The 20,681-nt window shown below is 44.1% G+C and carries 15 protein-coding genes; 5 read left to right on the forward strand and 10 right to left on the reverse strand.

Features of this window, described 5'->3' with window-relative positions:
• Positions 1–134 precede the first annotated feature (134 nt).
• The 4 genes from CDG61_RS17545 (at position 135) to CDG61_RS15945 (ending at position 3,413) form a co-directional block, all read left to right on the forward strand.
• Positions 135–311, forward strand: a complete 177-nt coding sequence (locus tag CDG61_RS17545; RefSeq protein WP_171405616.1) for a hypothetical protein — start codon at positions 135–137, stop codon at positions 309–311.
• Between the two features lie 275 nt (positions 312–586).
• Entirely contained in the window at positions 587–766 is a 180-nt protein-coding gene (locus CDG61_RS15935; RefSeq protein WP_087512592.1) for a hypothetical protein, read from the forward strand.
• A gap of 10 nt (positions 767–776) precedes the next feature.
• Positions 777–2,189, forward strand: coding sequence for a hypothetical protein (locus CDG61_RS15940; protein WP_147387801.1), 1,413 nt, complete (start codon positions 777–779; stop codon positions 2,187–2,189).
• Positions 2,190–2,321: 132 nt separating this feature from the next.
• Positions 2,322–3,413: a hypothetical protein gene (locus CDG61_RS15945; protein WP_416240719.1), complete on the forward strand. Its 1,092-nt coding sequence runs from the start codon at positions 2,322–2,324 to the stop codon at positions 3,411–3,413.
• A gap of 66 nt (positions 3,414–3,479) precedes the next feature.
• Here the strand turns inward: CDG61_RS15945 and CDG61_RS15950 are convergent, their stop codons facing one another.
• From CDG61_RS15950 to CDG61_RS15980, 7 genes are all read right to left on the reverse strand, one after another.
• Complete coding sequence (locus CDG61_RS15950) at positions 3,480–3,905, reverse strand: hypothetical protein (RefSeq protein ID WP_087550381.1); 426 nt, start codon at positions 3,903–3,905, stop codon at positions 3,480–3,482.
• 48 nt (positions 3,906–3,953) lie between these two features.
• Positions 3,954–5,873: a molecular chaperone HtpG gene (htpG, locus tag CDG61_RS15955; RefSeq protein WP_087512591.1), complete on the reverse strand. Its 1,920-nt coding sequence runs from the start codon at positions 5,871–5,873 to the stop codon at positions 3,954–3,956.
• Between the two features lie 91 nt (positions 5,874–5,964).
• Positions 5,965–6,309: a lysozyme inhibitor LprI family protein gene (locus CDG61_RS15960; RefSeq protein ID WP_087550380.1), complete on the reverse strand. Its 345-nt coding sequence runs from the start codon at positions 6,307–6,309 to the stop codon at positions 5,965–5,967.
• Between the two features lie 150 nt (positions 6,310–6,459).
• Positions 6,460–7,080 (reverse strand): OmpW/AlkL family protein, encoded by a 621-nt coding sequence (locus tag CDG61_RS15965; protein ID WP_087550379.1) that lies wholly within the window; start codon positions 7,078–7,080, stop codon positions 6,460–6,462.
• Between the two features lie 300 nt (positions 7,081–7,380).
• Positions 7,381–7,992: an OmpW/AlkL family protein gene (locus CDG61_RS15970; protein ID WP_087512588.1), complete on the reverse strand. Its 612-nt coding sequence runs from the start codon at positions 7,990–7,992 to the stop codon at positions 7,381–7,383.
• Between the two features lie 240 nt (positions 7,993–8,232).
• A complete protein-coding gene (locus CDG61_RS15975; RefSeq protein WP_087512587.1) occupies positions 8,233–9,645 on the reverse strand; it encodes a Na+/H+ antiporter family protein in 1,413 nt (470 codons plus the stop codon).
• A gap of 119 nt (positions 9,646–9,764) precedes the next feature.
• On the reverse strand, positions 9,765–10,637 hold the full coding sequence (locus tag CDG61_RS15980) for an alpha/beta fold hydrolase (protein ID WP_087550631.1): 873 nt from the start codon (positions 10,635–10,637) through the stop codon (positions 9,765–9,767).
• A 117-nt stretch (positions 10,638–10,754) separates the two neighbouring features.
• On the opposite strand from CDG61_RS15980, the gene CDG61_RS15985 reads away from it, so the two are divergent.
• Positions 10,755–11,234, forward strand: coding sequence for a PaaI family thioesterase (locus tag CDG61_RS15985; protein ID WP_087550378.1), 480 nt, complete (start codon positions 10,755–10,757; stop codon positions 11,232–11,234).
• A 54-nt stretch (positions 11,235–11,288) separates the two neighbouring features.
• On the opposite strand, the gene CDG61_RS15990 is transcribed toward CDG61_RS15985, so the two are convergent.
• The 3 genes from CDG61_RS15990 to rpoB form a co-directional block, all read right to left on the reverse strand.
• Positions 11,289–11,651 carry a DNA transfer protein p32 gene (locus tag CDG61_RS15990; RefSeq protein WP_087512719.1) on the reverse strand — a complete coding sequence of 121 codons (363 nt, stop codon included), beginning with the start codon at positions 11,649–11,651 and terminating at the stop codon, positions 11,289–11,291.
• 410 nt (positions 11,652–12,061) lie between these two features.
• A complete protein-coding gene (gene rpoC, locus CDG61_RS15995; protein WP_087550377.1) occupies positions 12,062–16,264 on the reverse strand; it encodes a DNA-directed RNA polymerase subunit beta' in 4,203 nt (1,400 codons plus the stop codon).
• Between the two features lie 142 nt (positions 16,265–16,406).
• Positions 16,407–20,495 (reverse strand): DNA-directed RNA polymerase subunit beta, encoded by a 4,089-nt coding sequence (gene rpoB, locus CDG61_RS16000; RefSeq protein ID WP_087550376.1) that lies wholly within the window; start codon positions 20,493–20,495, stop codon positions 16,407–16,409.
• Between the last annotated feature and the right edge of the window lie 186 nt (positions 20,496–20,681).

Genomic DNA, 20,681 nt, shown 5'->3' on the forward strand with positions numbered 1-20,681 from the left:
AATTGTTTTATATTGTTATTTTATATCTGATTGCCGAATCTATCATTCCTGCATGATCATTTTTTAACAATAATTCATTTAACAAATCTTTTATCTCCCAGTCCATCAGGACAAATCTTCAGAAGGAAATCCTTATGAAACTGTTTAAAACTGCTGCTGTTGCAGTCGCTGTTGTATTTTCTGCTGGTGTATCTGCTCAAATCGTTTATGTACCTGACTTTCCTGTTAAAAAAGCAGTGGTGGAAACTCAGACTGTGACTGCTGATCAACCTGCTGCATCTGAATCTGTACAGGATAAAAAAGCAGCATAATTTACTTAAACCCTTAAAAGCAGGCTATTTTTCAGCCTGCTTTTTTTATTTCAGAAATCCTGTTTTTATAAAATAACGCTCACAGTTCACATGATTCAGAACCCATCTTTGTCATTTACTTAAAAAATATTTCAATTTTTTATTGATGCATTCCCACTTTGTGTCAATTTTGCTTATAAAATCTCAAAAACTGACAATTTTTTTCATGTTTTTTTTATTTAAATCCATATAATCAAAAAATCAAAACAATTATTTTTTCATTTGAACGTATTCATATGCAGGAACTTCAGGCACTTATTCAGGGGAAAATTCCACCGCAGGCAATCAACATTGAAAATCTGATTGCCCTGGCTGAACGTTACCCGTCAAAACAGTCGGCAGAATACAAAATGATAGAACTGGCTGTGAATATTGTGCTGGCCAGTTACCTGGAAAAAGCTCAGAAACATGTTTAGGAGTATGTCAGTGGATGCTTTGGAAAAGTCATTGCTGATTAAAGAATTACGTGACCTGACCCATGATCTGGAACGTCAGGCTTTGTCTTTTTATGAAATAGCCCGTTCAAAAAAACGTATTCATGAAATTTTTGAACTGTGTGATGAACCGATATTTAAAAAACAGGTGCTGGGTTATAAAGCACAGATCAATCCTGAAGCCACAACACTTGAGTTTGCCGATCAGACTTTGTACCGTCAGTCATTCCGTGGCTATTTTCAGGAAGACAGCCTCCTTGAAGAGGCACTGTATGCACATCCCGAATCTGGATGGGCTTTTCTGCATCATGCATCTGAAGGCTGGCAGATCTGGTTGATTCCGGCAGCAGACCGTACCGCACTGATCAGTGAATGGGGTTCAATTGAAGCCGTCTTCAGCTGGATGATGGAACAGTTACATCATTATCACTGCCTGAAAACCGATCAGGAACTTGAACTGATTGCCCAGCAGCCTAAAAACCGTTTTCATAAATACAAGCATTTATCAACCGAACACATCTCTCATTCTCTCCCTGAAACTGCTGAACCTGATATGACTTTTAATAATTCTCCTGCCGATGCTCAACTGTCTCTGAAACCTCGGGATATTTCAGCATATTTCCGTAAAAAATCAGGACAGTCTTCTGAGGTCGAAGTCGATGAAACTCATCCACTCACCGCTACAGACAGACCTGCACAAAATCTGCCCGTCACACTCCAGCTGGGTGCGCACCAGGCGATAGTGACTGTACTGAATTTTCCCGAAGCGCTTGAACAGCAACTGTATGGTTTAAAGCTGCCTGAAGTGGCTCAGTTTACTGATCTGTTGATTTTTGCCCCTGATCAGGAAAATGTTCTGCAACGCCCTGTTTATCTGGCTGAACAGATTTCCACGCAGGGTCGCTTTATTAAATATCTCGCTCTGTTTGGTGCAGAAGACGAGATGCAGGCAATTCGCCTCGCCAGAGTATCTGCTGAGCAACAGGGCTATGACCTGGCTTCAGTACGTATGACCAATTGGGCATCACTGGAGGATCAGTTACTACAGCACGAAGCTTTCTTTGAGGTTTTCACTGAAAAAGCCACGGTGGTATGGAACAAGGACACTTATTTCCCTTACATTCCAGCGCAGTTAATTCACACGCAGAAGTTTATTCAGTTTGATGAAACAGCAGCAGAAACGGAAACGCCTGTCATCCTGCTCAAGGAACGTCAGAAAATCCGTGTCATTCATGGTCAGAAACGTCTTGAACTGTCTCAGATGGAACAGGCTTTCCCCCACCTGTTGCTCGACCGTCAACAGGGCATCAGCTGGCAACTGATTCAACGGGTCATCAACCGTCTGGAACAACCGATTGAAGCACTTCAACTCTATGAAGCGATTCAGGTTTATTCAGAAGAATAATTTTAATTTTTGTATTAAACCCTTGCTTTCCTGACCATAATTTCCAACACTGTTAAGTACCACTTTTATACAAGATCCAGCTCTATGTACAAAAAGGATACTTTATCAGCAACCCGCTTGGGCTTACTGATAATGTTGGGAATGGTCAGTATGACGGTACTTGCGGAGGAAGATCATTCTGCTTCTGAGTACCCTGTTCTGCCACAGACGGTGGAACAGATTTCTGAATTCACCCAGAAATACAACCTGCTGTACCAGATTCCCCGATGGATTGACAGCACGCCCACTTTTTTGCCCGAACAGTCCGACAACCCGATTGTTCCACCTGTGAGTGTCACTGAAAACAGCACCTGGATTGATCAGAAGCAACTGGGTATCCGCAACTGGGCAGACCGAACCGCAGTACGTATAGATAACTGGTTTGGTGAAACCGATCCCAAAAAGCCTGCAACAGCATCCTTAAGGGTACTGGTGGATAACAGCTGGAATGAATATGACGGCTATGAAATAAAACCCCGTATCCGTGGACGGATTAAACTGCCAACCCTGGAAAAAAAGCTGAGCCTGGTCTTTGGTGATGACTCACTGGACAATGAACTCAACACCAATGTCGCGATTACCAATGAAAACCCGGTCAACAGCCCGGATAAAAAACTCGATACAAAACGTACCCGTGACAGCAACAGCTCGCTTGCCCTGCGATGGTCTCAGTTCTCTGAAAAAATACCTTTTAAAACAGATGCAGATCTTGGGGTCAGATCAGGTGATGATATTTATGTTCGGCTCAAAGCATCCAGAGAATGGCAACTGGACAATGACTTTAAATTTTATGCCGAGCAGATTTACCGTTATGGCATCGACAGTGAAAATTACTTACGGACAAATCTGGAACTGACCCATGCCCGCCCCAATCAGGCTTTTTTTTCCAATCAGCTGAACCTGACCTATGCGGACACTCAGTATGATGACCTGACCTGGGATAATTTTACTTTCCGCCAGCATCAGTTCTTTCAGAACAACCGATTCAATTACGGTATCTATACCGGTGGATTTTATACAGATGAAAATCTGCGTCTGAACAGCTGGGGACCTTTCGTTTCCTGGCGTCAGCCATTTTTAAGAGAATGGTTTTATGTTCAGGGAGATCTGAACTATCTGAATGACCACCGGGCAGATAGAAATCATTTTGTCGGTGCATCCATCCGTCTGGAAACCCTGTTCTGATTTTAAGCATATCTGTGGATAAGTTCTGATTTATCCACTTTATTCACAGCTCACCCAGGCCTGTTTTTATTCCTGTGCTTCAATAGCATATAGCTGAAACTTAAAGCTGAATGCAGGACCATTTTCAACAGGCATATTGGGGAAATATATCGTCTTATAGGTCATCAATCCTGTCGCTTTGACTTTTTTACCAACCAGAGTCGGATCTATTTTAATCTCAGGGTGAACTTCCAGGGGCAAACCCATCACCCTTGAAGATGGATCAGAATGATCGGTCAGTTCATATTTATTTCCATCCTGCCGAAGATAAGCAATCACTGAGCTCAGTGTCTTATCCCTCAGGAACTGTGCATTATGCACAGACAGTTCTTCTGCATAAGCTTTCTTACGCTGATCAGGTGGTGGCAGATCATAGGCCTGTACGATTGCTGGAAATAACAGCAACAATACTGTGCTCATCATTAAGCGATATTTCTTCATATTTTTATTCATAAAAAAAAGCCTATCTTCAAGATAGGCTTTCATAGAACAGAATATGGTTTATTTCAGCAATAAATTGTTAATGCGTTTTACATATTCAGCAGGATCATCCGGTAATCCTCCTTCTGCAATCACCGCCTGATCAAAGATCACATTGGCAAGATCATCAAACTGTGCTGAAGCTTCCAGTTTTTTCACCAGTGGATGTTCAGGGTTGATTTCAAGAATCGGTTTAGACTCAGGCACTGCCTGCCCTGCCTGTTTCAGCATACGCACCAGCTGCGGAGAAAGTTCACCTTCGCCAGTCACGAGACAAGCCGGTGAATCCACCAGGCGTGTGGTGACACGTACTTCTTTGGTTTTGGCTTTGAGTGAATCTGACAGTTTTTCCACTACAGGTTTAAACTGTTCAGCGGCTGCCTCAAGTGCTTTCTTCTCTTCTGCATCCTGTAAATCACCCAGGTCTACAGCACCCTTGGCAACGTTCTGCATAGGTGTGCCATCAAACTCATGCACGAACTCCATCGCCCATTCATCGACACGGTCACCCATCAACAGTACTTCAATGCCTTTCTTCTTAAACAGTTCAAGCTGAGGTGAATTTTTCGCCGCGCTCAGGCTGTCAGCCGTCACATAGTAAATTGCTTTCTGCCCTTCCTGCATACGTGCTTTATAGGCTTCAAGAGAAGTGACTACTTCATCCTGAGTAGAGGTAGCAAAGCGTAACAGTTTTAAAATACGTTCACGGTTGGCAAAGTCTTCACCCAGACCTTCCTTAATGACTGAACCGAATTCAGTATAGAATGCCTTGAATTTTTCCTGATCTGCTTCATCTTCCGACTTCGCCAGATTATCCAGCATAGTCAGTACACGACGGGTATTGCCTTCGCGGATGGTTTTCACATCACGGCTTTCCTGCAGAAGCTCACGGCTGACATTCAGTGGTAAGTCCGCACTGTCCACCACGCCCTGTACAAAGCGCAGATAGTTTGGAATCAGGTTATCTGCCTCATCCATAATAAAGACACGTTTGACATACAGCTTAATGCCCGCTTTAGCTTCACGGGTAAAAATATTATTTGCAGCTTTTGCAGGTACATACAACAGCTGAGTATATTCAGTACTGCCTTCAACACGGTTATGTGCCCATGCCAGCGGTGCCTCAAAATCATGAGTCAGGTTCTTATAGAACTCCACATACTGTTCTTCTGTAATTTCAGATTTATTGCGTGTCCACAAAGCACTGGCAGAGTTAATGGCTTCCCATTCCTCAGTTTTAACATACTGACCTGGCTTCTTCTCCTCACCTTCAGCAGCATCTTCTTCCACCCATTCTTCTTTCTGCATTTCAATCGGGAGGCTGATATGGTCAGAATATTTATTGATGATCTGCTTAACCTTATAGCTTTCCAGATAGTCCAGTGCATCATCACGCAAATGCAGAATAATATCGGTTCCACGTGAAGCCTTAGTGATCTGTTCAACTTCAAAATCACCTGTACCGCCACTGATCCAGCGAACCCCATCTGTCTCAGGCAGACCGGCACGACGCGATTCAACCGTGATTTTTTCAGCAACAATAAAGCCTGAATAAAAACCGACACCAAACTGACCAATCAACTGGGCATCTGACTTCTGATCACCCGACAGTTTAGACATAAAGTCTTTGGTACCTGACTTTGCAATCGTCCCCAGATTATCAATCGCTTCCTGAAGGCTTAAACCGATCCCGTTATCTGAGATGGTGATGGTCTTTGTGTCTTTATCCAGACGGACACGGACATGAAGATCTGGATCATTTTCATAATATTCAGGATGATTGATGCCCTCGAAGCGTAATTTGTCACAGGCATCGGAAGCATTGGAAATCAGTTCACGCAGGAAAATTTCAGGGTTGGAATAGAGTGAATGCGTCACCAGATGTAAAAGCTGAGCCACCTCAGCCTGAAAACTATGTTTTTGTGCGCTTTGCTCGCTCATAAATCACTCCTTAAATTCATAACACTTTTTTATCGAATGCTTTAGAAATGGAGTGACTTAAGAATATTTCAATAGGAAAAATAAAAAAAATTCAGAAAGGACCCTGCTGATAGACCCGATTCATATAAAGATCCAGTTTCTGCTGACGCATTTTATACACTTCATTCAGACAGTTTTCAGACTTACCGCACTGATCACGCATGTGCAGCCATCTGATCTGCTCATCCTGAATAACGCCACGCGTTCCCATGGGCACCAGTCTTTTGATAATCTGATACGTGGTTGCCATGCGGACATCTGCATCATTTATCTTTCTGTGTTCACAAATGGCATATTCGGTTTCTGTCTGAGCCTTATCGCAGTTAAAACTTGCTGCATATGCAGGAATGGCAAGCAGACCCGCAACCAGCACGTACACTGACTTCAACGTATTCATTCACTCAACTCAATCCACCGATCATTCTGCAACTTTACTGTTATTTTTGTGATCTAACAGGGCATATTTGCTCATAATTGGTAACTTTAGTATAGAGCTGAAAATAATCACCTGAAATAAAGGCATCAGACGAAATAAAATCATCAACCGTTAAAAACGGTAGCTGTAACCCAGTGTATACACCAGCGGATTCACTTCAAGTGTACCAATATCCTTACCATCAAGTTTGACATCACTTTCAACCTGAGCATATCGGACATCCAGAAATACTCCCCAGTTCTGCGCATCTGCCGGCTGAAAATTAAATCCAAGCTGTCCTGCTGCACCATAAGTTACATCTGCTTCAAGTTTGGAATTACTGCCTGTAAGTTTCTCATCCCAGGGAACAGCGACCGTTAAACCCACCCCCACATAGGGTGTGAATCGCGTTGAATTCTTTAAATGATATTTGGCTGTGACCGTAGGGGGTAAATGTTTAAAGGTGGCAGATTCAACACCATTCAGACGTATATCGTGCTGAAACGGTGCAACGGCCAGCAAAAGCTCTGCTGAAAAAGGAGAATCTCCAAAAAAATATTCAACTGAAGGTGTCAGGTTAAACTCATGGCTGACATCAGCCTGCGCACCTGCAACCGTGCCATTATTTTCAGTCGGAGCCAGCAGACTGCCACCAACTTTGAGCTGCCAGTGACCAGCCTGTGCAGTAGGGATAACAGCCCAACCCAGGGCTATCAGGAAAATGGAATGCTGCAGTAATGATTTTTTTAACATATATTCTGATCTCTTTTAATTGATTTGACTGAGCATCCTGATATCAAGCTATTCTTTGAATATACTCAGGACTTCATCTGCTCGTACAGTCAATCTAATCTGACCAGAAAACTTTCAAAAATAATAATTCACCATGTTCTTATCAAAAATTGTTTTTTAATCAATAAATGCTAAGCAAAGGTATTTTAAAGCTGTGACACCATGATCAGCATATATCAGCAGTCATCATCTGAAATTTCGCACCCGATATCAGACATAAAAAAACCCGGTACGATGACCGGGTTTCTGATTTTCAGTATTTTAGAATTTGTAGCTATAACCGATTGTATAGATCACAGGATCAATATCCAGTTTGAATTTTTCAACTGCAGTTTCAACTTTAGGGTTTAAGTCTGCATAACGTACGTCAGCAAACACGCCCCAGTTTTTTGCGTCAGCAGGCTGGAAATTAAAGCCGATCTGAGCTGCATAACCGTAATCTTCTTTCACTTTAACTTTAGTATCTGCAAGTACACCTGAAGCTTCTTCATCCCAAGGAATAAATGCTGTCGCACCCACACCTACATATGGTGTAAAGCCTGTTGAGTTTTTCAGGTGATATTTTGCAGTTACTGTTGGCGGTAAATGTTTTAATTTAACACCTGCAATTTCTTCGCCCGCAGAACGAACACTTACATCATGGCTGATTGGCGCAGCAAGCAGTACTTCTGCTGAGAAATTGTCATTAAAGAAATATTCCACTGATGGCGTGAATGCAAGCTCACTGTCAGCTTCAACAGTTGCAGCACCACCAAGAATTTTTGTGTCCTGAGTCGGTGCAATTGCAGATCCACCAACTTTCACTTGCCATTGACCTGCCATAGCAGATGCAGAAAGTCCCATTAATGCAATTAAAGCAGCTTGTTTTAACATTTTAAACAACCTTCCAGAATGAATAAACCATATTAAACATGAGTATTTTTAATATGCAAGACTTATTAATTCACAAAAATTAAACTTATTTTCAAATAATTGATATTTAAAATAATTTATTTTAAACAGACCAATAAGGTTGGTTTTAATACCAACCTTATTAATCTGATTTAATGGTTATAATTCCAGCTATTTTAATATGATTTATTATTTAAAGTTTATAATAAAAATAATGCTGATTTAAAGCACCATTGCCGCAATCCAGCCAAAAACAAGCAGCGGAATATTAAAGTGAATGAAGGTCGGAATGACCGTGTCCCAGATATGATCATGCTGTCCATCCACACCCAGACCTGCTGTTGGTCCCAGGGTCGAATCTGATGCCGGCGAACCTGCATCCCCCAATGCCGCAGCGGTACCGATCAGCGCAACTGTCGCAAGTGGAGAGAAGCCGAACTGTACACACAGAGGAACATAGATGACTGCAAGTACAGGTACACTTGAGAAAGATGAACCGATACCAATAGTCACAAAGAGACCAATAAACAGCATCAGGAAAGCAGCCATTGCCTTATTATCACCGATCAGATGCACCACACCATTGACCAGTCCATTGATATCACCGGTATGGGTCATCACAGAAGCAAAACCTGCTGCCGAAATCATGATGAATCCAACCAGAGCCATCATACGCATCCCCTGCACGAACACATCATCAGCATCCTGCCATTTGAAAATGCCCGATGCTGACAGTACAGAAAAACCAACCAGTCCACCCAGAATCATCGAACCCGAATAAACCTGTGCAACAAGTGTCAGAACAATCGCCAGTACGGCCATGAAAATGGTTTTTTTCGCAATCACAGGTGCCTGATCAGCCTCCTGCTGCAACTCTTTTGCATCTTCTGCAAGACTGGTTTCGCCTGCACGAATCGGCTTATCCAGGTCAATTGTCGTCACACGGTTAACTGTACGGTCTTCATAAATACGGGGCTTGCGATATGTTACAAACAAGGCAAACAAGGTACCAATCACCATACCCAGTACAGGTATTGCCATACCCGCAGGCATCATCCACCGTTCAACATGCAGATTGGATGCGGCACCAATTTTGTTGATGTTCCCCATCAGAATCTGTTCAAGAAAAATCGCACCAAAGCCTACTGGCAGGAAAATATAAGTCCCCACCAGTCCCAGTGTCAGTACACAGGCAGCAGCACGACGATCAAGTTTCAGGTGGTTCATCACCTTCAGTAAAGGCGGTACAAGTACAGGAATAAATGCAATATGCACAGGAATCAGGTTCTGAGAACAGATCGCTGAGATCAGCAGAATTCCAAGCATGAAGAATTTAACTTTACGGGCACGTGCATGAGTGACTTCTGCACCCAGCAGACCAATCAGCTTATGCGCAAGCAGATCAGGCAGACCTGATTTAGACAATGCCAGTGCAAAGGCTCCCAGCACCGCATAGGCAAGAGCAACTTCAGCACCATCTCCCAGTCCAGCATTAAATGCACTGACCGTATCAGATAAACTCAGTCCCGCAACGAGACCACCTATAATTGCTGAAATGACCAGTGTCAAAACAACAGAAACTCGTGCCAGTGACAAAAGAAACATCACGGCAATCGCAATAACTACTGCATTCATGTGAATTTTAAGGGAAGACGAAAAAACCGCATTTTATCAGATTCAGCTAAATGAAACTGTAAATTGCATGCTGAATCCGATACTGTGCTGTCTGAAGAGAGCACAGTATCGTAAGTTCATTAACCGTTGTGCTTCATTGCAAAGCTGCTGATATGTTCTGCAATCAGCTCAGGCTGGCTTAAAACAGCCCAGTGGTTGGCATCAACATCGACTCTTGAAAAATCTTCCACCCATTTTGGCATTTCATCAATCAGTTCTGGACTGACAAAATTGTCCCGCTTTAAAACAACTGCCTGTACAGGACAGACAGCATGACGCTGACGTGGCATACTCAGACGTGGCAGAAAATTGGCACGATATAATCCAATACCATATTCACCATCTTTGGAAATGTTCTGGTTTAAAGGCAAACCTTTGGTTTTTTCCAGACGGTTCAGCACTTTCCCCCAACGTTCAGCATTGAATAAATGCCAGACGGTCGGTGCCAGAATCGGAAGCTGAAAAGCCACAATGTACCAGGATTTGAACAGCTGCTTGAAAAACTTGCTCTTCTGATGTCTGAACTGATCACGCATCCAGAAGGCTGCATGATCAAGGCAAGGGCCTGAAATCGTGGTATAGGACAGAATTCTTCCTCGGAATTTAGCTTCAGTGACCGATTCCCATGACTGAATTGAACCCCAGTCATGTGCCGCCAGATGGAAAGACCGTCCTTCCAGTACGCTGTTCACGACACTCTCAAGATCAAGCGAAAGCTGTTCCAGCCGGTAAGCACGGATACGCTTTGGAACAGAAGATGCTCCAGCTCCACGCACGTCATAGCTGACAATATAAAAATGCTGTATTAAGTTTTCAATAACCGGTTCCCAGACTTCCTGATTGTCAGGATAACCATGAACCAGGACAAGTGCAGGCTTACCCGAATCACCCCAGGTTTTTACATTCAAACGCTGTTGATCCGTTGTATTTACCCATTGAGACTGTGCTTGCATGAATTCTTTTCCCATTCTTATTGACTGTTTATTATTCATCCATGGCAGTGTGATCAATGCCATAACAATTTTTCTGCTCTAGTATGGTCTGAACAGAAATAAAAACAATTGACCATTATGAGCATTTTAAAGAAACTGGTGACAATCCCCTTTGTCTCCAAATTCATGATCAATCACTATGCCCCCTACCGTGGTGCAGGCATTGAAATTGATAAAATTGATCTGCCCAATTATCACATCCGCGTCAAAATGGCACTGACCCGTAAAAACCAGAATATTGTCGGTGTTCATTTTGGTGGAAGTCTGTACTCAATGATTGATCCTTTTTATATGCTGCTCATGATGCATCACCTGGGATCAAAATATATTGTCTGGGACAGATCCGCCACTATTCACTTCCTGTCCCCTGGACGTGGTACGGTTTATGCTGATATACGGCTCGACGCTATGGAAATCCGGCATATTAAAAGTCTTGCTGAAAATTATGCGCCAGTACACCGCAACTACACCGTGAATATCTTTGACGAAGCAGGACTCCGAATTGCTGAGGTTGAGAAAACACTGTATATCCGCAGAAAGAAACCGAAACCTCAATAAAAAATGCGCCCGATCAACAGGCGCATTCAGTATTGCTGAATTTACATATTCAGATTAACGGCGGTTGTTTTGCTCAATTGCAGCGCCAGCGCCTCCACCCAGTGCGCCACCAATGGCAGCTCCAGTGTTACCACCAAAGATGCTTTTACCAACCACTGAACCAATACCAGCACCTACGCCACTATAAGTTGCATTGCGATTGGAGCCATTCTGAGTCTTACTGCCGACTGCCGCACCCGCACCTGCACCCGCGGCAGCACCAATACCACCACCGACATGATTCCCTGCGCCACCACCCAGTGCGCCACCCAGAGCAGCTGCACCAATACGCTGATCATTTGCTGACATATTCTGACAACCTGTAAGCATCATTAAAGGTAACAATGCACATCCTGCAACCATAAGCATTTTTTTCATGGCAGATTCTCCCAACATGTTTTCTTAGTTTCAGCATACGCCTTTTATAGAATTCAGAATGCCTGGATTATGTTATTTTTCATTTTCTTTTATACACAATTGCAGCACTTTTCTTCACAATTGCACATCTGTCCTGTTACAGAGTCGCCTGACAACAGATCCATTGAATCATGGCATGCCTTAACTCTTTAAGACCTGACTGTACTGTTGAGCGATTGGTGAAAATAATCAATCGCACCTCTGTCCTATCTGTACAGATAAACCGTCTCAATGCAGCTTTCAGCAGCAGTATTATCCATCCATACCCCACTGTTCCATTTTAATTCTTCTTGTATTCATCATTGTGATCTACAAATCCAGATCATAAAAAAAGGCACCCGAAGGTGCCTTTTAATCAGTTCATCAGGACATTACAGACCTTGATTGAACTCTTCATTGAATGCCTGGCTTAATGCCTGATCAACATCAGAGAAGTCATTATGAAGTGCCATTTCAGCAGCTTCTGCTTCCTGACGACGACGTTCAAGGTGGTAAGCAAGACCCGTACCTGCCGGAATCAGACGACCCACAACAACGTTCTCTTTCAGACCACGTAAGTCATCTTCTTTACCTGTCACAGCAGCTTCAGTCAACACTCGTGTTGTTTCCTGGAACGATGCAGCAGAGATGAACGAGTCAGTAGAAAGCGATGCTTTGGTAATACCCATCAGCTGACGTTCAAACTTCGCAGGGAACTTGTTCTGTGCAAGCACAGCCTGGTTTTCCTGCATCACGCGGATGTAGTCAACCTGCTCACCTTTAATGAAGCTTGTATCACCGCCATCAGTGATATCAACTTTACGCAACATCTGACGTACGATCACTTCGATGTGCTTATCGTTGATTTTTACACCCTGCAGACGGTAAACGTCCTGAACTTCGTTCACGATGTAGTTCGTTAACGCCACTTCACCTTTCAGACGTAAGATGTCATGCGGGTTCTGTGGACCATCAGAAACAGTTTCACCACGGTTTACATGTTCGCCTTCGAACACGTTCATGGTACGCCATTTCGGAATCAGCTCTTCGTAGATCTCTGAACCATCATCTGGAGTAATCACTAAACGGTTCTTACCTTTAGTTTCTTTACCAAAGCTGACGATACCAGAAATTTCAGCAAGAATTGCATGCTCTTTCGGTTTACGTGCTTCAAACAGATCGGCTACACGCGGCAGACCACCGGTAATATCACGGGTACGTGATGATTCCTGTGGAACACGACCGATAACGTCACCGACACCGATTGTTTCGCCGTCACGGACAGAAAGAATCGTGTTCTGTGGCAGGAAGTAGAACTGCTCGCCACCATCCGTCGTATCCAGTACAACAGCAGGACGCATGTCCTTACCTGACGCAGGACGTGAAGTCACTGGTAAGATTTCAATCGTGGTCATACCTGTTGCATCATCAGTTTTCGATGTCACAGTTACGCCATCAACAATCTGGCTGAAACGTACTTTACCGGCAACTTCTGTTACCAGTGGATGTGTATGCGGATCCCATGTTGCCACGATGCCACCTGCTTCCACAGCTTCGCCATCTTTCAACAGAATAGACGCACCGTATGGCAGTTTATAGCGTTCACGCTCACGACCGATCTCATCTGCAATACCGATTTCACCTGAACGGGAAACAGATACCAGGTGACCTTTAGCATGCTGAACAGTTTTCACGTTATGGAAACGTACTGTACCTTTGTTACGTACCTGTACGCTGTTTGCAGCAGAAGTTCGGCTCGCAGCACCACCCACGTGGAACGTACGCATGGTTAACTGTGTACCAGGTTCACCAATGGATTGCGCAGCCATAACACCAACAGACTCACCAGGATTCACCTGATGACCACGTGCAAGGTCACGACCATAACATTTCGCACAGACACCGAAAGTCGATTCACAGTTTACAACTGAACGCACTTTCACTTCGTCGACACCGTTGTCTTCGAGGAATGCAGCCAGTTTTTCGTCAATCAATGTATTACGTGGAAGCAGAATTTCGTCAGTGCCAGCACGTTTTACATCTTCAGCAACCACACGACCCAGTACTCGCGTACCTAAGTTCTCGATTACGTCACCGCCTTGAATGAACGGAGTCATTACAAGACCGCCCAATGTTCCACAATCAGGCTCAGTAATTACCAGATCCTGTGCAACGTCTACCAGACGACGGGTCAGATAACCGGAGTTTGCAGTTTTCAGTGCTGTATCGGCCAGACCTTTACGCGCACCGTGTGTTGAAATGAAGTACTGGAGTACTGTCAGACCTTCACGGAAGTTTGCTTTAATCGGTGTTTCAATGATCGAACCATCCGGTTTCGCCATCAGACCACGCATACCCGCCAGCTGACGGATCTGAGCTGCCGAACCACGGGCACCAGAGTCAGACATCATGTAGATCGAGTTAAATGATTTCTGTTTCTCGTCTTCACCCTGTTTGTTTTTAACAGTGGTATATGACAGGTTGTCCATCATCGCTTTCGCTACCTGGTCGTTTGTACGTGCCCAGATATCGACGACTTTGTTATAACGCTCACCAGCCGTTACGAAACCTTGCTCAAACTGCTGTTCAATTTCACGAACTTCAGTTTCTGCTTTTTCAATAATGACCTGTTTCGTTGGTGGAATCAGCATGTCTTCCATACCGACAGAAACACCTGAACGTGTTGCCTGACGGAAGCCCAGATACATCAGCTGGTCAGCGAAGATAACAGTATCTTTCAGACCCAGTTTACGGTAGCAGGAGTTGATCAGCTTAGAGATGTTCTTTTTCGTCATCTCAAGGTTGATCTGCTGGAAGTCCATCCCTTCAGGAACAACTTCCCAAAGCAGACAACGACCTGGCGTCGTATCAACAACAATCGTCTGCTGTTCACGTTCACCATTTTCATTGATCACCGTCTGGTGTACACGTGCTTTAACGCGAGCGTGTAAATCCACCTGACCCGTTGCAAGCGCACGGTTTACTTCATCAGTATCCGCAAACACCATGCCTTCACCTTTGGCATTGATCGCATCACGGGTGATGTAATACAAACCTAAGACAACGTCCTGAGAAGGAACGATGATCGGCTCACCGTTTGCAGGTGACAGGATGTTGTTGGTTGACATCATTAACGCACGAGCTTCTAACTGAGCTTCAAGTGTTAATGGTACGTGAACCGCCATCTGGTCACCATCGAAGTCGGCGTTGAACGCAGCACAAACGAGTGGGTGAAGACGGATTGCTTTACCTTCAATCAGAATAGGTTCAAATGCCTGAAGACCTAAACGGTGAAGTGTCGGCGCACGGTTCAGCATAACCGGATGCTGACGGATCACAGAGGCAAGAACGTCCCATACTTCTGGCGTTTCACGCTCAACCATTTTCTTCGCAGCTTTAATGGTTGTTGCCTGACCAGAAGCCTGCAGTTTTGCGAAAATGAATGGCTTGAACAGTTCAAGTGCCATTTTCTTCGGAAGACCACACTGGTGAAGACGTAAAGTAGGACCTACAGTAATTACTGAACGACCTGAGTAGTCAACACGCTTACCAAGTAAGTTCTGACGGAAACGACCCTGTTTACCTTTGATCATGTCAGCCAGAGATTTAAGAGGACGTTTGTTCGAACCCGTGATTGCACGACCACGACGACCGTTATCCAGCAACGCATCTACAGATTCCTGTAACATACGTTTTTCGTTACGTACGATGATGTCTGGTGCTGCAAGATCAAGAAGACGCTTCAAACGGTTGTTACGGTTGATCACACGACGGTAAAGGTCGTTCAGATCAGAAGTCGCAAAACGACCACCTTCAAGCGGAACCAACGGACGAAGATCTGGTGGAAGTACTGGAAGTACATTCATCACCATCCATTCTGGCTTGTTGTTTGACTCTTTAAACGCTTCCATCAGTTTCAGACGCTTAGACGCTTTTTTCAGCTTAGTCTCAGACGTTGTATTTGGAATTTCTTCACGTAAACGTGAAATTTCGTTTTCAAGGTCAATGTCTTTCAACAGATCCTGAACGGCTTCTGCACCCATTTTCGCAGTGAATTCATCACCGTGTTCTTCTAAAGCGTTGAAGTATTCTTCATCGTTTAAAAGCTGGTATTTCTCAAATGGAGTCATACCTGGATCAGTAACCACATAAGATTCGAAATACAATACACGTTCGATATCACGTAAAGTCATGTCAAGTAACAGACCAATACGGCTCGGAAGTGATTTCAAGAACCAGATATGTGCAACTGGAGAAGCCAGCTCGATGTGACCCATACGCTCACGACGAACTTTCGCAGTTGTTACTTCAACGCCACATTTTTCACAGATGACGCCTTTGTATTTCATACGCTTGTATTTACCGCACAAGCATTCGTAATCTTTTACTGGACCAAAAATTTTGGCACAGAACAGACCGTCACGTTCTGGCTTGAACGTACGGTAGTTGATGGTTTCAGGCTTTTTAACTTCACCATGAGACCATGACTTAATCATTTCTGGTGACGCAAGACCAATACGGATGCGATCAAACTCAACTGGAGCATGACCGTCTGAATCCGTCTTTTTGCGCATGATATCGAGCAAGTCTTTCAATTTTTTTCTCCGTGTGTTGTGGAGATTTTCACTCTACAACTGGGTCACAAATATTGTTTTTTCACTGAAATTGGAATCTCCCCTAGCCCCTCTTTAAAAAGAGGGGAACTTCCCCCTTTAACAAAGGGGGACGGAGGGGGATTTAGTCACCATTTTTCAGTTCAATGTTGATACCTAAAGAACGGATCTCTTTGGTCAATACGTTGAACGATTCAGGCATGCCCGGATCCATATAATGGTTGCCATCTACAATGTTCTTATAGATGCGGGTACGACCTTCAACGTCATCCGACTTCACAGTCAGCATTTCCTGCAGTGTATAAGCTGCACCGTATGCTTCAAGTGCCCAGACTTCCATCTCACCGAAACGCTGACCACCAAACTGAGCTTTACCACCCAGTGGCTGTTGCGTAACAAGTGAATAAGAACCTGTAGAACGCGCATGCATCTTGTCATCAACCAGGTGGTTCAGTTTCAGCATGTACATATAACCGACAGTTACAGGACGGTCGAAACGTTCACCTGTACGTCCATCATACAGTACGGTCTGACCTGTACGTGAAATGTCTGCAAGTTCAAGCAGATCTTTGATCTGACTTTCTTCAGCACCATCAAATACCGGAGTCGCTAATGGAACACCTTTACGCAGGTTACCAGACAGAACCAGGATCTCATCATCAGTCAGGCTGTCCAGGTCTTCCTGCTCGCCACCAACTTTGTTATAGATCTTGTCCAGGAATTCACGTAATTCAATAACAGTACGCTGCTGCTGCAACATCTTGTCAATTTTTTCGCCCAGACCTTTTGCTGCCATACCCAGGTGAGTTTCGAGAATCTGACCCACGTTCATACGTGATGGTACACCCAGTGGGTTCAACACGATATCAACAGGCACACCATGGATATCATGCGGCATATCTTCTACAGGCAGAATGTTGGATACAACACCCTTGTTCCCGTGACGACCCGCCATTTTATCACCAGGCTGAATACGACGTTTAACAGCTAAATAAACTTTAACAACTTTCAGTACGCCAGTTGTCAGTTCATCACCTGTAGAAAGTTTGCGTTTTTTCTCGGCAAACTTCTCATCAATTTCAATGCTCTTTTCTTTCAGGAATACCTGGATCTGAGTCAGACGCTCTGCAATACCTTCATCTACAGGCTGTACTTCAAGCAGATCAACCAACTCAAGACCTGACAACAGATCTTCAGTCAGTTTGTCACCACGACGTGTTGTACCACCACCGTTGGATTCCTGACCTTTCAACAAGCGAACAATACGTTCACGAGCAGCTTCTTCGAAGATTTTATATTCTTCTTTCAGATCTTTACGGTAAGAATCAAGCTGAGATTTTTCAATTGCCTGAGCACGTTCATCTTTTTCGATGCCGTCACGTGTAAACACCTGAACATCAATAACAGTACCTTTAGTACCTGATGGAACGCGTAAAGACGAGTCTTTAACATCAGCTGCTTTTTCACCGAAGATTGCACGAAGCAGTTTTTCTTCCGGTGTTAATTGCGTTTCGCCTTTAGGTGTTACCTTACCAACAAGGATGTCACCCGCAGTTACTTCTGCACCAATGTAAACAATACCTGATTCATCCAGCTTAGACAGCGCAGCTTCACCCACGTTAGGAATATCGGCAGTAATTTCTTCTGCACCTAACTTGGTATCACGTGCTACACATGACAGTTCCTGAATATGAATCGAAGTCAGACGGTCTTCCTGAAGCACACGCTCAGATAATAAGATCGAATCTTCGTAGTTATAACCGTTCCAGGTCATGAACGCGACGCGCATGTTCTGACCAAGTGCAAGTTCACCACCGTCAGTCGATGGGCCATCTGCAAGAACATCACCACGACCTACTTTATCACCCAGGCTTACAAGCACTTTCTGGTTGATACAGGTGTTCTGGTTCGAACGGGTGTATTTAATCAGGTTGTAGATATCCACACCTGCCTCACCAGCGATCATTTCGTCTTCATTAACACGGATAACCACACGGGAAGCATCAACAAACTCGATACGTCCGCCACGTTTCGCAATCACACATACACCAGAGTCGTGCGCTACGTTTGCTTCCATACCAGTACCAACCAGTGGTTTGTCTGCAAGCAATGTAGGAACAGCCTGACGCTGCATGTTTGAACCCATCAATGCACGGTTGGCATCATCGTGTTCAAGGAACGGAATCAGTGACGCAGCAACAGATACAACCTGCTGAGCAGATACATCCATATGCGTTACTTTTTCAGGAGGCATACGTACGAAGTCACCCTGGTGACGTACTGATACGAATTCTTCTGTTAAGTTGCCGTCTTTATCCACGCCAGAATCGGCCTGTGCAATCACAGTACCCACTTCTTCAATCGCAGATAAATATTCAACATCTTCAGTTACACGACCATCAACAACTTTACGGTATGGAGTTTCCAGGAAACCGAAGTTATTACATTTCGCATAAACTGAAAGTGAGTTAATCAAACCAATGTTTGGACCTTCAGGAGTCTCAATCGGACATACACGACCGTAGTGAGTCTGATGTACGTCACGCACTTCAAAGCCTGCACGTTCACGTGTCAGACCACCAGGACCGAGCGCTGATACACGACGTTTGTGTGTAATTTCAGACAGCGGATTATTCTGATCCATGAACTGAGACAACTGGCTTGAACCAAAGAATTCTTTGATTGCAGCTGCTACAGGTTTTGCATTGATCAGATCCTGTGGAGACAGGTTATCTGTTTCAGCCTGTGATAAACGCTCTTTTACCGCACGTTCAACACGAACCAGACCTACACGGAACTGGTTTTCTGTCATTTCACCAACTGAACGCACACGACGGTTACCCAGGTGATCGATATCATCGACTTCGCCTTTACCGTTACGGATTTCAACCAGTGTCTTCAGTACGTCTGTGATATCTGAATTAGACAGAATACCTTCAACTTCACGTGACTTCTGATCTGTACCCACTTCGTATGGACGACCCAAGCGACGGTTGAACTTCATACGACCCACTGGCGATAAGTCATAACGCTCAGTTGAGAAGAATAAGTTATTGAACAGATTTTCAGCTGCTTCTTTAGTCGGTGGCTCACCTGGACGCATCACTTTGTAGATTTCTACAAGTGCTTCTTCACGACCAGATGTTGTGTCTGCACGTAAAGAGTCTGCAATGAACGGACCACGGTCAATGTCATTGGTAAACAGGATATTGAACTGCTTGATTCCGCCTTCTGCGATTTTCACCATGATTTCATGGCTAAGCACAGTATTGGCAGCAATCACATCACCATTATGTAAAGTGATATCCTCAGCTGTAATACGCTCATACAGGTATTCATCAGGTACAGAAAGCTTAGTTAAACCAGCAGCTTCCATCTGACGTACATGACGTGCATTAATACGTTTACCTTGTTCAACGATCGCTTTACCATCGTTGTCAACAATATCAAACTGCGCCATTTCACCGCGAAGACGTTCAGGCACCAGGTCAATCTGGTAGCTGCCCATATCCAGGTAAACAGGTACTTTCTCGTAGAACATTTCCAGGATCTGTTCGTTGCTGTAACCCAGCGCACGTAAAACAACAGTTGCAAGCAGTTTACGACGACGGTCAATACGAACGTATACCAAATCTTTGGCATCAAACTCAAAGTCTAACCATGAACCACGGTAAGGAATGATACGTGCTGAATAAAGCACTTTACCGCTGGAATGCGTTTTGCCTTTGTCATGATCGAAGAACACACCTGGTGAACGGTGTAACTGAGATACGATTACACGCTCAGTACCGTTGATCACAAAAGTACCATTCTCAGTCATGAGTGGCATTTCACCCATGTACACTTCCTGCTCGCGTACGTCTTTAATCGACTTGGTTTCGCGATCTTTAATGATCAGACGAATTTTTACGCGCATTGGTGCTGCATAAGTTGAGCCACGAAGAATACATTCGCGAACGTCAAACTCAGGCTTACCAAGACTATACTCAACAAATTCTAAAGCAGCATTGCCAGAATAACTTTCTATAGGAAAAACTGAACGAAATGCAGCTTGAAGACCGATATCTTCGCGATTTTTTGGTGTTTTGCCGCCTTGTAAGAACGTTCTGTACGAGTCAACTTGAATCGCGAGCAAGTACGGAGCGTCCATGACGCTCGGCAATTTACCAAAATTCTTACGGATCCGTTTCTTTTCGGTATATGAGTATGCCATCTGGAGTCCTCGGAAAGTAAACTGAACCCGCCTGCAGAACGGGTTCAGAAGTAATGACGCAGGCCGATATGGCCACCACTTTTTACAAATGCTGCAATTTTCAGTGGTATAAAACGCTTAACAATATTTTTCAACCACAAAAAACATTGTTAAGCGTTTGATTTAACTTACATAATCAATGTTTGG

Origin of the sequence: Acinetobacter sp. WCHAc010052 (assembly GCF_002165295.2) — a bacterium.
GTDB classification, from domain to species: Bacteria; Pseudomonadota; Gammaproteobacteria; order Pseudomonadales; family Moraxellaceae; genus Acinetobacter; species Acinetobacter chinensis.

What these genes read in the sequence shown, in the direction of transcription:
- CDG61_RS17545 (WP_171405616.1), top strand. Translation starts at nt 135, where the DNA reads ATGAAACTGTTTAAAACTGCTGCTGTTGCAGTCGCTGTTGTATTTTCT.
- CDG61_RS15935 (WP_087512592.1), top strand. Translation starts at nt 587, where the DNA reads ATGCAGGAACTTCAGGCACTTATTCAGGGGAAAATTCCACCGCAGGCA.
- CDG61_RS15945 (WP_416240719.1), top strand. Translation starts at nt 2,322, where the DNA reads ATGTTGGGAATGGTCAGTATGACGGTACTTGCGGAGGAAGATCATTCT.
- CDG61_RS15950 (WP_087550381.1), bottom strand. Translation starts at nt 3,905, where the DNA reads ATGAATAAAAATATGAAGAAATATCGCTTAATGATGAGCACAGTATTG.
- htpG (WP_087512591.1), bottom strand. Translation starts at nt 5,873, where the DNA reads ATGAGCGAGCAAAGCGCACAAAAACATAGTTTTCAGGCTGAGGTGGCT.
- CDG61_RS15960 (WP_087550380.1), bottom strand. Translation starts at nt 6,309, where the DNA reads ATGAATACGTTGAAGTCAGTGTACGTGCTGGTTGCGGGTCTGCTTGCC.
- CDG61_RS15965 (WP_087550379.1), bottom strand. Translation starts at nt 7,080, where the DNA reads ATGTTAAAAAAATCATTACTGCAGCATTCCATTTTCCTGATAGCCCTG.
- CDG61_RS15970 (WP_087512588.1), bottom strand. Translation starts at nt 7,992, where the DNA reads ATGTTAAAACAAGCTGCTTTAATTGCATTAATGGGACTTTCTGCATCT.
- CDG61_RS15975 (WP_087512587.1), bottom strand. Translation starts at nt 9,645, where the DNA reads ATGAATGCAGTAGTTATTGCGATTGCCGTGATGTTTCTTTTGTCACTG.
- CDG61_RS15980 (WP_087550631.1), bottom strand. Translation starts at nt 10,637, where the DNA reads ATGCAAGCACAGTCTCAATGGGTAAATACAACGGATCAACAGCGTTTG.
- CDG61_RS15985 (WP_087550378.1), top strand. Translation starts at nt 10,755, where the DNA reads ATGAGCATTTTAAAGAAACTGGTGACAATCCCCTTTGTCTCCAAATTC.
- CDG61_RS15990 (WP_087512719.1), bottom strand. Translation starts at nt 11,651, where the DNA reads ATGAAAAAAATGCTTATGGTTGCAGGATGTGCATTGTTACCTTTAATG.
- rpoB (WP_087550376.1), bottom strand. Translation starts at nt 20,495, where the DNA reads ATGGCATACTCATATACCGAAAAGAAACGGATCCGTAAGAATTTTGGT.